This window comes from Acidovorax temperans, from assembly GCF_006716905.1.
GTDB classification, from domain to species: domain Bacteria; phylum Pseudomonadota; class Gammaproteobacteria; order Burkholderiales; family Burkholderiaceae_C; genus Acidovorax; species Acidovorax temperans.
Map to the genome: position 1 here is coordinate 325,187 of NZ_VFPV01000004.1, position 13,776 is coordinate 338,962.

Genomic DNA, 13,776 nt, shown 5'->3' on the forward strand with positions numbered 1-13,776 from the left:
TTCTCTTTAACCTTTCTTTTTTCACTCAGGAGTAATCATGGAAAACATTCTCGGCTTCGTCGCTCTGGCTTGCGGTCTGATTGTGAGCCTCGGCGCTATCGGCGCTTCGATCGGTATCGCTCTGATGGGTGGCAAGTTCCTGGAATCTTCTGCTCGCCAGCCTGAACTGATCAACGAACTGCAAACCAAGATGTTCATCTTGGCCGGTCTGATCGACGCTGCGTTCCTGATCGGTGTTGCTATCGCTCTGCTGTTTGCTTTCGCAAACCCCTTTGCCGCTACGTTCCTGGCCAGCGTTCCAAAGTAATTCCCGTCAACGCCATCTCTTAGAAAGGTGTTGCCGTGAGTATCAACGCGACCCTGTTCTTTCAGATCATCGTCTTTTTCGTGCTGGTGTGGTTCACGATGAAATTCGTGTGGCCGCCCATCACCAAGGCGTTGGATGAACGAGCCCAGAAAATCGCCGATGGCCTCTCTGCTGCCGAACGTGCCAAGACCGAACTCGCCGCTGCTGACCAGCTGGTGAAGAAGGAATTGGCCCAAGCCAGCAATGAGACGGCCTCGCGTCTTGCGGACGCCGACCGCCGTGCCCAAGCCATCATCGAAGAAGCCAAAGCCCGTGCCACGGAAGAAGCCAACAAGATTGTGGCTGCTGCCCAGGCTGAGGTTGAGCAACAGACGGTGCGAGCACGTGAAGCCCTGCGCGAGCAGGTGGCCGCGTTGGCTGTCAAGGGTGCCGAGCAGATTCTCCGCAAGGAAGTCAATGCCGGTGTCCATGCAGACTTGCTTAACCGCCTGAAGGCCGAGCTGTAAGGGGACAACATGGCTGAACTCGCCACCATTGCTCGCCCTTACGCAGAAGCCTTGTTCAAGGCTGCCACTGCCAGCGCGGGTGTTGATCTGGACAGCACGGCTGTCTGGCTCGACGAGCTGGCGGCGATTGCCGCCACCCCCGAGCTTCGCCAGCTGGCGGACAACCCCAAGGTAACGGCAGACCAGGTGTTTGCCGTTTTTACGGGCGTTGCGCGTTCTGCGCTGCCCGACATGGCCAAAAACTTCCTGCGCACCATCATCGACAACGGGCGTATCAACACGCTTGGTGAGGTGGCTGCTCAGTATCGTGCCCTCGTGAATCGCCGCAGCGGCTCCTCGGATGCTGTCGTGTACAGCGCATTTCCTCTGGACAGTGCGGCATTGGCAGATGTGGGTGGAGTGCTGGAAAAGCGCTTCGGCCGCAAGCTCAATCTCACCGTGAAGCAGGACGAGTCCCTCATCGGTGGCATTCGCGTAGTGGTGGGTGACGAAGTGCTGGACACTTCGGTCAAGGCCCGTCTTGAACAAATGAAAGCGGCCCTTGTTGCGTAACGCGCAGCGAGGTCTTAGCGAACCAAAGAAAGAAGGAAAGAGTCATGCAACTCAATCCCGCAGAAATTTCTGAACTCATCAAGAGCCGCATCGAAGGGCTGGCCGCCAGCAGCGATATCCGCAACCAGGGCACCGTGGTGTCTGTGTCGGACGGTATCGTGCGCGTTCACGGCCTGTCGGACGTGATGCAAGGCGAAATGCTGGAGTTCCCTGCCACCAAGGACGGTCAAGCCTCCTACGGTCTGGCTCTGAACCTCGAGCGCGACTCCGTCGGCGCCGTGATTTTGGGTGAGTACGAACACATCTCCGAAGGCGACACCGTCAAGTGCACGGGCCGCATTCTGGAAGTGCCCGTGGGCCCCGAGCTGGTGGGCCGCGTGGTGAACGCGCTGGGTCAGCCTATTGACGGCAAGGGTCCAATCAATGCCAAGCTCACCGACGTGATCGAGAAGGTTGCTCCTGGCGTGATCGCACGTAAGTCTGTGGACCAGCCTCTGCAAACCGGCCTGAAGTCCATCGACTCCATGGTTCCTGTGGGCCGTGGTCAGCGCGAGCTGATCATTGGTGACCGTCAGACCGGCAAGACCGCTGTGGCCATCGACGCGATCATTGCGCAAAAGGGCCAGGGCGTTACCTGTATCTACGTGGCGATCGGCCAAAAGGCTTCCTCGATCAAGAACGTGGTGCGTGCTCTGGAGCAAGCTGGCGCGATGGAATACACCATCGTCGTTGCTGCTTCCGCTTCTGAATCCGCAGCGATGCAATACGTGTCGGCCTACTCTGGCTGCACGATGGGTGAGTACTTCCGCGACCGCGGCGAAGACGCCCTGATCGTGTACGACGACCTGTCCAAGCAAGCTGTGGCCTACCGCCAAGTTTCTCTGCTGCTGCGTCGTCCACCAGGCCGCGAAGCTTATCCTGGCGACGTGTTCTATCTCCACAGCCGTCTGCTGGAGCGCGCAGCCCGCGTGAACGCTGACTACGTCGAAGCCTTCACCAAGGGTGAAGTCAAGGGCAAGACCGGTTCGTTGACAGCTCTGCCTATCATCGAAACGCAAGCCGGTGACGTGTCTGCCTTCGTGCCTACCAACGTGATTTCGATCACTGACGGTCAGATCTTCCTGGAAACCAGCCTGTTTAACGCCGGTATCCGTCCCGCCATCAACGCCGGTATCTCGGTGTCGCGCGTGGGTGGTGCTGCCCAGACCAAGCTGGTGAAGAACCTGTCCGGCGGTATCCGTACCGACTTGGCCCAGTACCGTGAACTGGCTGCGTTCGCGCAGTTCGCTTCCGATCTGGACGAAGCCACCCGCAAGCAGCTGGACCGCGGCGCCCGCGTGACCGAATTGCTCAAGCAAGCACAGTACAGCCCCCTGTCCATCTCGTTGATGGGCGCAACGCTGTTCGCTGTGAACAAGGGCTTCATGGACGATATCGACGTCAAGAAGGTTCTGAGCTTCGAACACGGCCTGCACCAATTCCTGAAAACCAGCCACGCCGCATTGCTGGCCAAGCTGGAACAGGCCAAGGCCATGGACAAGGATGCTGAAGCCGAATTGACCGCTGCCATCGCCGCGTTCAAGAAGACGTTCGCTTAATCCGGACGAGGAGCCATCATGGCAGCAGGCAAGGAAATACGCGGCAAGATCAAATCGGTGGAAAACACCAAGAAGATCACCAAAGCCATGGAGATGGTGGCCGCATCCAAAATGCGCAAGGCGCAGGACCGGATGCGTGCAGCTCGTCCCTACAGCGAAAAGATCCGCAACATTGCAGCCAACCTCGGCAAGGCCAACCCTGAGTACACGCATCCGTTCATGCAAGTGAACGATGCGAAAGTGGCAGGCGTCATCGTGGTCACCACGGATAAGGGTTTGTGCGGTGGCATGAACACCAACGTGCTGCGCACGGTGACGACCAAGCTGCGTGAACTTCAAGCGGCAGGCATCTCTGCGGAAACCGTAGCCATTGGCAACAAGGGCTTCAGTTTCCTGAACCGGGTGGGTGCCAAGGTGGTTTCGCATGTGACAGGTCTGGGCGATACGCCCCATCTGGACAAGCTGATTGGCCCTGTGAAGGTGCTGCTGGACGCATATGCGGAAGGCAAGATCAACGCGGTGTATCTGAGCTACACCAAGTTCATCAACACCATGAAGCAAGAGTCGGTGGTGGAGCAACTGCTTCCACTGTCGTCCGAGCAGATGCAGGCTGACAAGACGGAACATAGCTGGGAATACATCTATGAGCCGGACGCACAAACCGTGATCGACGAGCTGCTGGTGCGCTATGTCGAGTCGCTGATTTACCAGGCAGTTGCAGAAAACATGGCGTCCGAGCAATCGGCGCGCATGGTGGCCATGAAGGCCGCAACGGACAACGCCGGCAGCGTCATTGGTGAGTTGAAGCTGGTCTACAACAAGACGCGTCAAGCAGCGATCACGAAAGAACTTTCGGAAATCGTCGCAGGCGCCGCCGCTGTGTAAGCAGCTCGACATACAACATTATTGGAGCGAAAAATGGCTCAAGTGCAAGGCAAGATTGTTCAATGTATCGGCGCTGTGGTGGACGTTGAGTTCCCACGCGACCAGATGCCCAAGATTTACGATGCTCTGAAGCTGGAAGGTTCGGCTCTGACGCTGGAAGTTCAGCAACAGCTGGGCGACGGCGTGGTGCGTACCATTGCCCTGGGTTCATCCGACGGACTGCGCCGTGGCCTGATGGTGACCAACACTGGCAACCCCATCACAGTGCCCGTGGGCAAGGCCACCCTGGGCCGCATCATGGACGTGCTGGGCACGCCCATCGACGAGCGTGGTCCTGTGGGTCAGGAACTGACGGCTTCCATTCACCGCAAGGCTCCTGCGTACGACGAACTGTCGCCATCGCAGGAACTGCTGGAAACCGGCATCAAGGTGATCGACTTGGTCTGCCCGTTCGCCAAGGGCGGTAAGGTGGGTCTGTTCGGTGGCGCCGGTGTGGGCAAGACCGTGAACATGATGGAACTCATCAACAACATCGCCAAGGCCCACAGCGGTCTGTCGGTGTTCGCTGGTGTGGGTGAGCGTACCCGCGAAGGGAACGACTTCTATCACGAAATGGCCGATTCCGGCGTGGTGAACCTGGAGAAGCTCGAAGACTCCAAGGTGGCCATGGTGTACGGTCAGATGAACGAGCCCCCAGGCAACCGTCTGCGCGTGGCCCTGACAGGTCTGACCATTGCGGAATCTTTCCGTGACGAAGGCCGTGACGTGCTGTTCTTCGTGGACAACATCTACCGCTATACGCTGGCCGGTACCGAAGTGTCCGCTCTGCTGGGCCGTATGCCTTCCGCCGTGGGCTACCAGCCTACGCTGGCCGAAGAAATGGGCCGCCTGCAAGAGCGTATTACGTCCACCAAGGTCGGTTCGATCACTTCCATCCAGGCAGTGTACGTGCCAGCGGATGACTTGACCGACCCATCGCCTGCCACGACGTTCGCTCACTTGGACTCCACCGTGGTGTTGTCCCGTGACATCGCTTCGCTGGGTATCTACCCTGCCGTGGATCCTCTGGACTCCACCAGCCGTCAGCTGGACCCTAACGTGGTGGGCGAAGACCACTACGCGACGGCCCGTGCTGTGCAGGGTACCCTGCAGCGCTACAAGGAACTGCGCGACATCATCGCCATTCTGGGCATGGACGAACTGGCTCCGGAAGACAAGCTGGCCGTGGCCCGCGCTCGGAAGATCCAGCGTTTCCTGTCGCAGCCTTTCCACGTGGCTGAAGTGTTCACGGGCTCGCCTGGCAAGTACGTTCCACTGTCGGAAACCATCCGTGGTTTCAAGATGATTGTGAACGGCGAATGCGATCACCTGCCAGAACAAGCGTTCTACATGGTCGGTACCATCGACGAAGCCTTCGAAAAGGCCAAGAAGGTTGCCTGATTGCCCGAGGGCTGAGCAACTGATTTGTTCAGCCCCCTGTAGCAGTCAAGCCCCCACCTTTTCCTAGGAGCAATGATGAACACTATCCACGTTGATGTGGTCAGCGCCGAAGAGTCCATCTTCTCGGGTGAAGCGCGTTTTGTCGCTTTGCCTGGTGAAGCTGGCGAGTTGGGCATTTACCCCCGCCATACCCCGCTGATCACCCGCATCAAACCCGGTTCGGTGCGCATCGAAATGGCAGACGGCAACGAAGAGTTTGTTTTCGTGGCCGGTGGCATTCTGGAAGTTCAGCCCAACTGCGTGACGGTTCTGTCTGACACCGCCATCCGCGGCAAGGATCTGGACGATGAAAAGGCAAATGCCGCCAAGGCAGCTGCCGAAGAAGCGCTCAAGAACGCCAAGAGCGATCTCGATTTGGCCAAGGCCCAGTCAGAACTGGCTGTGATGGCTGCCCAGATTGCTGCTCTGCGCAAGTACCGCCAGAAGAAGTAACTTCGCGCCGCGGAGCCTTACTCAAAAAACCCGGCCCCTGCCCAATGCCAGTCAGTTAAGAGCTGACTGGCATTTTTTTCGTTGGGAATTTGGAAGCGCGTTTTTTGACGACCCTTGGGAAGCTGCGCCCAGTGCGGCGTGGCGGCAGCACGAAGTGTCGCGATTGCGCCAACAGGGCTGCCAACTGCTTGGGCAAGGTGCCGGCAGAGTCCAGGCTGGGGACCGCCAGTAAGTTCACGATGGCGTAGCTGGCTGTGTGGAAGCTGATGCGCTGGGGCTCGACCTGGACGTGCGCTGCCATCTCGCGCATCCAGCGGCGCAGCAGCGTGTAGGCGATCAGCACGCCCCACAGCTCCTGGCGCACCAGCGCGGGCTGCTTGCTGCGCAGCACCGGCTCACCCTCCTGCAGGGTCTGCTTGATCTCCCGGAACCCCAACTCGATCTCCCAGCGCTGGTGGTAGAGCTCGGCCAGCTCCTGCGCCGGATGCGTGCGGGGACACAGCAAGGATGTGATGAAGCGGCGCAGCCGTCCACCCACGCTCACCTCGATCAGGCGTGCCTGCCAGTGGCTGGGCAGATGCGGGTGTGCCTTGCGCGCTTGTGGGGACACCGGCATGCGGATCAGCGCATCGCCGCACGCCAGTTGCTGGACGATCTCATGGCGCAGATTGTCCCGCGCGCGCATCAACCAGTGGCGCTGCGTACCCGCAGCCTGCCAGTCCAACAAGAACGCTGCCGAGAAGTACGCTCGGTCAAACAGGGTCACCGAGTGATCCTCGCCGCGCAACTGCGCTGCCAGGCTCAATTCGCCGCAGTCCGTGGCGCCGAGCTTGGCATCAAGCATTTCGTGGCTGTGTGTGTCCATCAGGCAAGTGGCGCGGATCTGCGGCCAGGGCGAGAGGCCATGCTGGTTGCTGCAGCTGCCCAGTTCGACTCGATTCTCAGGGGTGTCCGGCGCCGACCAGACCACACCATCCACAGCCAGTACGCGCAGTGGCTGGCGCACATTCACCGCAGGACGGCTCCAGGCTTGGGTCAGTAGAGCGAATAGCTCGGCCAGAGGCTCCTCGCCCAGGCGCTGGCGGGCTTGCACGCTGACACTCGGTGCGGGCAACGCTTGTCCATCCAGACTCAAATCCAGCTGCTGCACCACCTGCCACAGTGGCCGGTCGCGAAACAGCGCCAAACCGATCACAAGCCACACGGCATGTTCGGCAGGCAGCTTGCGCCGGCGGATGGAGGCCTTGCCGCTGGTCCCCAGCGCCTGCGCGATCCAGGCAGGGTCTATCAACGCGCTGAGCTGCTCGAGGCGATCAGGTACTCGGGGCAGGGTCTGGCGCAAGGCGTTTGCAAGCAGGCTCATCAAGCAAAAAAGGGAACGTGTTGAACACGTCCCCTTTTTACTGGATCAAGCCGCCTGCGGGCTTAACTGACTGGCATTGGGCCCCTGCCGGGTTTTTTTTGGTCTGAATTTCCTTCAGACCCTTGCAATGATGGTCTTGATAGGAAAGACGAGTGCTGCCATGAGCGGGCGGAGGTCTGAAGACCGCTCAGTTGCCGCCACAATAAGGGCTGTCTTCGAGATGACTTGGGGCGCATCTGAATCGTGCAGCATTCGCCGGGCCCTCGCAGCTTGCGCACGCCGAATGGGCCGCCCGGGGCATCAAGACGTCTGCCGCCCTTGGGTGCCTTGCTTGCCAAAGTTCTGCCGCTCTGAACAGGTCAACTCATCCTCTATCTGGACGACCGCCTCATGCCACGTACCAAACTACCTGTCTCGCCCCACGGTGGCTCGCCCGATGAGACGGAAGCCATGTTCTATGAAGCCCTGCAAAAGGGGGATGTAGACCTGCTGATGTCTTGCTGGGCAGAGGATGACGAAATCGTATGTGTGCATCCTGGCGGTTCCCGCTTGATGGGGGCCGCCGCAATCCGCGCCGCGTTTGAGGGAATGTTTGCGCAGGGCAGCATCCGGGTGACGATTTCTCAGGTCCACCGTGTGCAGTCGGTGTCCAGTGCCGTGCACAACGTGGCCGAGCGGGTGGAAATCATGTTGCCTGATGGGCTGCACGCAGCCTTTCTGATCGCCACCAATGTCTACCACCGCACGTTGGAGGGATGGCGCCTGGTGGCTCACCATGCCAGCACAGGCGGCTCGCCGGAGGGTATCTCCGGTACTGAAACTTCGCAGTTGCTGCATTGAGCGGTGAGGCGCGGGCTGCTGATGGTTTTGGGGTTTGAATAAAAAGTGGCTCTTCTAGGGCGCGTTGAGAATCAACGGGAGTTGATAACCCCAGCTGCGAGATAGATCATCGCTGCGAAGCTGCTATCCGTCTTGTCGCTGCGCATTGCGATACGTTTGAACTCCTTGAGCTTGCAAAAGAAGTTCTCGATCAAGTGGCGCCATTTGTAGACCTCCAGGTCAATCTCCAGTGGCGCTCTCCTGCGGGGCATCTGTGAGATCACCACCTGCGCCCCGCGCTTACCCAACTCCTGGATCAGCCAATTCACATCGAAGGCCTTGTCGGCAAGCAAGGCATCAAAGCGCACATCGGCAATCAGCTCTCTGACCCCTTTGGTATCGTGGCGCTGCCCTGGCATCAAGACGAACTTCACCAGATTGCCCAATGCATCCGTCAGCGCCAGTATCTTCGTGGTCATGCCGCCCCTCGAGTGGCCTATGGCCTGGCCCGAAGTCCCCCTTTTGCCCCCTGGCCGTGCCGATGCACTTTCACAATCGTGGCATCCACCATCGCATATTCCATGTCCGGCTGCTCGCTCACTGCATCGAACAGACGTTGGAACACATCGGCCTTAACCCAGTCTCTAACAGGCCGTTGAAAAAGTGGGCATCGAACGCATCAGGGACACTGTTTTCGAAGAAACGAGTGGCCCAGACGCGTCTGCGCAGCGATTGCACCGGCCAATCTGGCCTGTTTGCAGGCCATCTCGCCCATTTCGGGCGCACGTATCCCCGGGCTCACGCATGATGCGCGTCCCACCAGCCGCCGATGCTGCCCATGCGCACCAGGTTGTAGGTGGCAAAGCACAGCAGCGCCTGACCCGTGAGCTTGGCCTGACCGATGAGCTTGGTCTTGGCCAGACCACCCACGGTCTTGATCCAGCCAAAGGCCTCCTCAATGCGCTTGCGCACCTTCTGACTGGTCTTGTAGCCCTCGTGTCGGGTGATCCGGGCATCCACCGCCGAGTGCTTGTCCTTGGCCGCCACGTGCGGCGTGACCTTGAGCTTTCGGCAGCCCTTGATGAAGGCCTTGCTGTCGTAGCCCTTGTCGGCCCCGACCGTAGCCCGCTTGTTCTTGTTGTCCCGACGCTTCAACATGGCCAGCGCCGCCTCGCGCTCGGCGGTGCCGCTGGCATGGGTGATCTCCACGTCCACGATCAACCCGTTGCGGTTTTCCATCAGGATGTGGCCCATGTGGCACAGGCGGGACTTGTCGCCCTGGCTCTTCTTGAACAGGCGGGCATCGGCGTCCGTGGTACTGGCGTGGGTGTCGTTGCAGCGCTGCTGTCCTTTGAAGTCCACCTCGGGATTGCGCCCCTCAGTCGGGGTTTGGTCGTCGTCCCGGCGCTTGAAACTTTTGTGCGAGGCCCAGGCCTCGATCAGCGTGCCGTCCACGCTGAAGTGTTCGTCGCTGGTCAACTTCGCCCAATCGGCGGTGTGCTTGACCCGCTCGAAAAAGGCGCGGGCCAAGTCTTCGTTGAAGAGCCGCTCGCGGTTGGCGCTGAAGGTGGAGTGGTCCCAGACCTTGTCCTCGATGTTCAGGCCCACGAACCAGCGGTACAGCAGGTTGTAGTTGACCGCTTCGACCAACTGGCGCTCGCTGCGGATGGAGAACAGGATCTGCAGCAGCAGGGCCTTGAGCAGCATCTCCGGCGGCACCGAGGGGCGGCCCCGGCGGGCGTACACCGCGTCGAACTCGCGGTTCATCGTCGCCAGCAGCGCATCGACTGCGGCGCGCAGTTTGCGCAGCGGGTGTGTCTGCGGCACGCGCTCTTCAAGGCTGATGTAGCTGAACATCGCCCCCTGGAAGTCTTGGTTGCCTCTCATCGTCCTCGTCTGGGTTGTTCGCCGATGGCTTCAGATCGTACTGGCCGACGCCAGCGTCGGCGGGGGATTTTTCAACGGCCTGCTAAAGCGTTTGAACACCGTGTTCCACTTGCCGAACTCTGGCGGCAGGTCTCGCCAGGGGCTGCCTGTGCGGGCAATCCACAGCACTGCCTCAACGAAGCGGCGGTTGTCTGTGCCGCTGCGTCCAGGATCACTTGGCTTGCCAAGGCATTGAGGCTCCATCTTGGCCCATTGCTCGTCTGTCAGTACCCATCGAATGCTCATGCGCCTATTGCATCACAGCCCTCCGAGCCGTTGTGCTTGATTCTCAACAGCCCCTAGCGAATGCTAGTGTGGTGTCTCAAAAATAGATAGAACTATTTTGACCGGTGTTGGTCGAATCAGCTTCCTTATAGGAGACTACGCTGATGGCCCACCCTGGACGCCCCGCCACGAAGCTGCAGATCACCGATGCCGAGCGCGCAGAGCTGCATGCGCGACTGCGCGTACGCAAAGCGCCCGAGGACGAGAAGCTGCGCATGCGAATCGTGCTGGGCTGCGCAGATGGGGAGTCAGGCACCATGATTGCCCAACGCTTGGGCACGACGGTGCAAACTGTCTCCAAGTGGCGGCGGCGCTACCGGGCGTATCGTCTGGCGGGTTTGACCGATGCCCCGCGCGCTGGCCGCCCGCGCAGTGTGGGCGACGAGCAGGTTCAGCTCATTGTGGACAAGGTTCGCCAGAGCAAGCCTGACAACGCCACGCACTGGAGCGTGCGCCAGATGAGTCGGCACGCTGGCGTATCGCCCGCGACGGTGCAGCGCATCTGGCATGCCTTTGGGCTGAAGCCGCACCTGCAAGAAACCTTCAAGCTATCGACGGATCCCCATTTCGTGGACAAGGTACGGGATGTGGTGGGGCTGTATATGGCACCACCCGATCGCGCCTTGGTGCTGTGCGTGGACGAGAAGAGCCAGATCCAGGCTCTGGATCGCACCCAACCAGGGTTACCACTGACGTTTGGCAAACCCAGCACGCGCACGCACGATTACAAGCGCCATGGCACAACGTCGCTGTTTGCAGCGCTGGATGTGGCCACTGGCAAAGTCATAGGACAGCTCAAGCGCCGTCACCGCAGTGTGGAATTCCTGCAGTTCCTCAAAGCCATCGATGCAGCGGTGCCTGGCGAACAAGACATCCACCTGATCATGGACAACTACGGCACGCACAAGACGCAGGCAGTGCGGGCCTGGCTAGCAGCCCATCCTCGCTACCACGTTCACTTCACGCCCACCTCAGCGTCCTGGCTCAATCTGGTCGAGCGTTTCTTTAGCCAGATCAGCGAGCAGTGGATCAAGCGCAGCGCCCACACCAGCGTTGCTCAGCTGGAGCAATCCATACGGGAATACATTGATCGTCACAACGAGGATCCCAAGCCGTTCGTGTGGCATAAAAGTGCGGACACCATCTTGGCATCTGTGGCGCGGGCAGCGAGTACCATTATTTGATGCTTACTTTTGAGACACCACACTAGTGATGCACTCGATAAATGTCGTACGTCGAAATCGTCGTTTACAGACGTGCGGCGATTTCCATCACTACTATTCGCTAGAAGAGCCTAAAAAGTGGTTCTAACACCCGTTGAATAAGCGCTAGCAGCTATGAAATATGTAGCGCCTTGGTGGCTCCCTGGAGGTCAGATGCAAACCATCTGGCCTGCGGTGTTTTCGCGACGCACGCATGGCCCTGCTCCGGCTTTTCGGCGTGAACGCTGGACAACGCCCGACGCTGATTTCATTGACGTGGATTTCTTGGCGGGTGGCGAAGATTGCCCACCCGCTGCGCACTCTGCCGAGATTCCGATGCTGGTGGTGTTTCACGGGCTGGAGGGCTCTTCACGCAGCCACTACTGTCAGGCATTTGCTGAAGTGGCCCAGGAGCGGGGTTGGGCGTGTGCTTTGCCCCACTTTCGTGGCTGCAGCGGTGAGCTCAACCATGCCCCGCGTGCCTATCATTCAGGCGATTACGAAGAGATTGCCTGGATACTGGCCCAGCTCCGTGCTCGCCATCCTGGGCCGGTGATTGCTGCTGGCGTATCGCTGGGCGGCAATGCTTTGCTGCGCTGGGCTGCGGAGGCTGGTTCAGACGCATCGAGTCATGTGAAGGCCGTGGCGGCGATTTGCTCGCCCCTGGACCTGGCGGCAGGTGGCCACGCCATAGGTCGCGGCTTCAATCGCCAGATCTACACCCGCATGTTTCTGCGAACCATGGTCCCCAAGGCATTGCGTAAATGGGAACAACACCCGGGTCTTTTTGACAGGGACGCGCTCCTGGCCGCGCGTGATCTCTACGCTTTTGACAACGTGTTCACCGCGCCGGTGCATGGCTTTCGCAATACCGAAGACTATTGGCATCGCGCCTCTTCCAAGCCACTTCTCTCCCACATTCGGGTGCCCGCCTTGGTGGTGAATGCGCTCAATGATCCGTTTGTGCCTGCAAGCAGCCTGCCCCGGGCCGGGGAGGTGGGGCCATGCGTGACGCTGTGGCAACCTAGGCACGGTGGTCATGTAGGTTTTGCGCAAGGCCCGTGGCCCGGGCATGTGCGTGCGATGCCAGATGCTGTGAGCGCTTGGCTGACAGCGCAACTGCCCGGATGAAAGGCACAATTCGCTCATGGATGACATCGTCAAGCAAGCATTGGCCAAATGGCCAAACGTACCGGATTGCTACGGATGGCTGGGGCTGGATGCGCGAGGGCGCTGGTTCATGCGCGACGACGCCGCGCAGGCCGCTGGAGATTTTCCGCAAAGCCGTGGTTCGTGGCTGCGTCACGAAAAACTCATTGATTTCATCGGCCGCAATTACGAAAGTGACGACGAGGGGCGATGGTTCTTTCAGAACGGGCCGCAGCGGGTGTACGTCGAGTTGGAGTGCACTCCGTGGGTCTGGCAGGTTTTGCCGGACTACCGCCTGCAGTCCCATACCGGCTTGCAGACCAGTGCGGGGGAATGTCTTTTGGACGAAGAGGGGCGTTTGTACATAGCTTCGCCCCAAGGACTCGGTTTGGTGCACTCGCAGGATATGGTGGTGGCTGCGGAAGCGGTAGAGCAAGGAGTCTGGGTGCCCCGTGATGTGGTGTCTGCCGACTTGCCCGCGCAGTACGGTTTTGTTCGCAGCCCTGCGAGGTCGCAGCGACGTTAAGTTCCAGAAGCTGCGCGCAGAGATCTGACGCTGGCTGCTGATCGTGATGTGTCTTTAGAAAAATGGCTGGCCGTGGCGTGTTCGGCATGCGCCAATAAAAAAGCCGGTGCAATGCACCGGCTTTTTTGATCAATAGATTTGGCTCGCCTTGATCACTTGGCCTCTGCAGCAGCAGGCGCAGCGGGTTCCTCGAACTTGGCACCGGCTGCATTGCCCATGTAAGCCACGGCACGTGCAATTTCTGTGTCGTTGAAATCACCACCGCCTTGCGGCGCCATGGCACCCTTGCCCTTGAGTGCGGATTGCACCAGCGCTTCAAAACCAGTCTTGATGCGCGGGGCCCAGGCTGCCGCGTCTGCCAGCTTGGGTGCGCCTGCAGCGCCCGTGGCGTGGCAAGCGGCACATTGGCCCTTGTAAACCTCTTCGCCTGCACGCAGGGGGCGGTTGGCGTCGCGCACTTCCACCATGCCTACTTTCTGGATGCGCTCAGCCAAGGCCTTTTCAGGGTTGGACGCGCCCGGTGCGGGCTTGTTGCTGGACGAGACATACAGCACCAGGCCGATGATGGCAAAGATCGGCACCACGAACGAGAGGAATCCCGCCACGAGTAGTTGCTTAGGGGTCTTGATCGGGCCTGTATGCGCTTCTTCGTGGTGGTTGTCGCTCATGACGTCCTCTGGAGTTTCGGGGGCTTTGATGAAATCAACCTTAAATTATATCTACAGG

General features: G+C 59.7%; 15 protein-coding genes and 1 pseudogene. 11 read left to right on the plus strand and 5 right to left on the minus strand.

Annotated features, from left to right (window positions below; translation table 11 throughout):
* Positions 1 to 37 precede the first annotated feature (37 nt).
* The 7 genes from atpE (at position 38) to BDD18_RS20115 (ending at position 5,780) form a co-directional block, all read left to right on the plus strand.
* The gene (gene atpE / locus BDD18_RS20085) at positions 38 to 307 is read left to right on the plus strand and encodes a F0F1 ATP synthase subunit C (RefSeq protein WP_044397394.1); all 270 of its coding nucleotides are present in this window, start codon (positions 38 to 40) and stop codon (positions 305 to 307) included.
* 35 nt (positions 308 to 342) lie between these two features.
* Positions 343 to 813 (plus strand): F0F1 ATP synthase subunit B, encoded by a 471-nt coding sequence (locus BDD18_RS20090; protein ID WP_142085462.1) that lies wholly within the window; start codon positions 343 to 345, stop codon positions 811 to 813.
* A 9-nt stretch (positions 814 to 822) separates the two neighbouring features.
* Positions 823 to 1,365: a F0F1 ATP synthase subunit delta gene (locus tag BDD18_RS20095; RefSeq protein ID WP_142085464.1), complete on the plus strand. Its 543-nt coding sequence runs from the start codon at positions 823 to 825 to the stop codon at positions 1,363 to 1,365.
* 44 nt (positions 1,366 to 1,409) lie between these two features.
* Entirely contained in the window at positions 1,410 to 2,963 is a 1,554-nt protein-coding gene (atpA, locus tag BDD18_RS20100) for a F0F1 ATP synthase subunit alpha (protein ID WP_066698647.1), read from the plus strand.
* An 18-nt stretch (positions 2,964 to 2,981) separates the two neighbouring features.
* The gene (gene atpG, locus BDD18_RS20105) at positions 2,982 to 3,848 is read left to right on the plus strand and encodes a F0F1 ATP synthase subunit gamma (RefSeq protein ID WP_044397383.1); all 867 of its coding nucleotides are present in this window, start codon (positions 2,982 to 2,984) and stop codon (positions 3,846 to 3,848) included.
* Positions 3,849 to 3,881: 33 nt separating this feature from the next.
* The gene (gene atpD, locus BDD18_RS20110; protein WP_044397381.1) at positions 3,882 to 5,288 is read left to right on the plus strand and encodes a F0F1 ATP synthase subunit beta; all 1,407 of its coding nucleotides are present in this window, start codon (positions 3,882 to 3,884) and stop codon (positions 5,286 to 5,288) included.
* A 75-nt stretch (positions 5,289 to 5,363) separates the two neighbouring features.
* Positions 5,364 to 5,780, plus strand: coding sequence for a F0F1 ATP synthase subunit epsilon (locus BDD18_RS20115; RefSeq protein WP_066698696.1), 417 nt, complete (start codon positions 5,364 to 5,366; stop codon positions 5,778 to 5,780).
* A gap of 55 nt (positions 5,781 to 5,835) precedes the next feature.
* Here the strand turns inward: BDD18_RS20115 and BDD18_RS20120 are convergent, their stop codons facing one another.
* Positions 5,836 to 7,143 (minus strand): IS4 family transposase, encoded by a 1,308-nt coding sequence (locus tag BDD18_RS20120; RefSeq protein WP_142085465.1) that lies wholly within the window; start codon positions 7,141 to 7,143, stop codon positions 5,836 to 5,838.
* A gap of 390 nt (positions 7,144 to 7,533) precedes the next feature.
* On the opposite strand from BDD18_RS20120, the gene BDD18_RS20125 reads away from it, so the two are divergent.
* Entirely contained in the window at positions 7,534 to 7,983 is a 450-nt protein-coding gene (locus BDD18_RS20125; RefSeq protein WP_066695586.1) for a YybH family protein, read from the plus strand.
* 71 nt (positions 7,984 to 8,054) lie between these two features.
* Here BDD18_RS20125 and BDD18_RS20130 read toward each other — a convergent pair whose 3' ends face one another.
* From BDD18_RS20130 to BDD18_RS22615, 3 genes and pseudogenes are all read right to left on the minus strand, one after another.
* Positions 8,055 to 8,540 (minus strand): IS5 family transposase, encoded by a 486-nt coding sequence (locus BDD18_RS20130; RefSeq protein ID WP_142081353.1) that lies wholly within the window; start codon positions 8,538 to 8,540, stop codon positions 8,055 to 8,057.
* A 220-nt stretch (positions 8,541 to 8,760) separates the two neighbouring features.
* On the minus strand, positions 8,761 to 9,849 hold the full coding sequence (locus BDD18_RS20140; RefSeq protein WP_142083224.1) for an IS5 family transposase: 1,089 nt from the start codon (positions 9,847 to 9,849) through the stop codon (positions 8,761 to 8,763).
* A gap of 78 nt (positions 9,850 to 9,927) precedes the next feature.
* Positions 9,928 to 10,134 (minus strand): annotated as a pseudogene (locus BDD18_RS22615) (transposase); the annotation flags it as partial.
* 143 nt (positions 10,135 to 10,277) lie between these two features.
* On the opposite strand from BDD18_RS22615, the gene BDD18_RS20150 reads away from it, so the two are divergent.
* From BDD18_RS20150 to BDD18_RS20160, 3 genes are all read left to right on the plus strand, one after another.
* Entirely contained in the window at positions 10,278 to 11,357 is a 1,080-nt protein-coding gene (locus BDD18_RS20150; protein ID WP_005801445.1) for an IS630 family transposase, read from the plus strand.
* A 153-nt stretch (positions 11,358 to 11,510) separates the two neighbouring features.
* Positions 11,511 to 12,506: a YheT family hydrolase gene (locus BDD18_RS20155; RefSeq protein ID WP_142085467.1), complete on the plus strand. Its 996-nt coding sequence runs from the start codon at positions 11,511 to 11,513 to the stop codon at positions 12,504 to 12,506.
* 16 nt (positions 12,507 to 12,522) lie between these two features.
* Entirely contained in the window at positions 12,523 to 13,050 is a 528-nt protein-coding gene (locus BDD18_RS20160) for a DUF2946 family protein (RefSeq protein WP_142085469.1), read from the plus strand.
* A gap of 152 nt (positions 13,051 to 13,202) precedes the next feature.
* Here BDD18_RS20160 and BDD18_RS20165 read toward each other — a convergent pair whose 3' ends face one another.
* Positions 13,203 to 13,718, minus strand: a complete 516-nt coding sequence (locus tag BDD18_RS20165; RefSeq protein WP_066691840.1) for a c-type cytochrome — start codon at positions 13,716 to 13,718, stop codon at positions 13,203 to 13,205.
* Positions 13,719 to 13,776 lie beyond the last annotated feature (58 nt).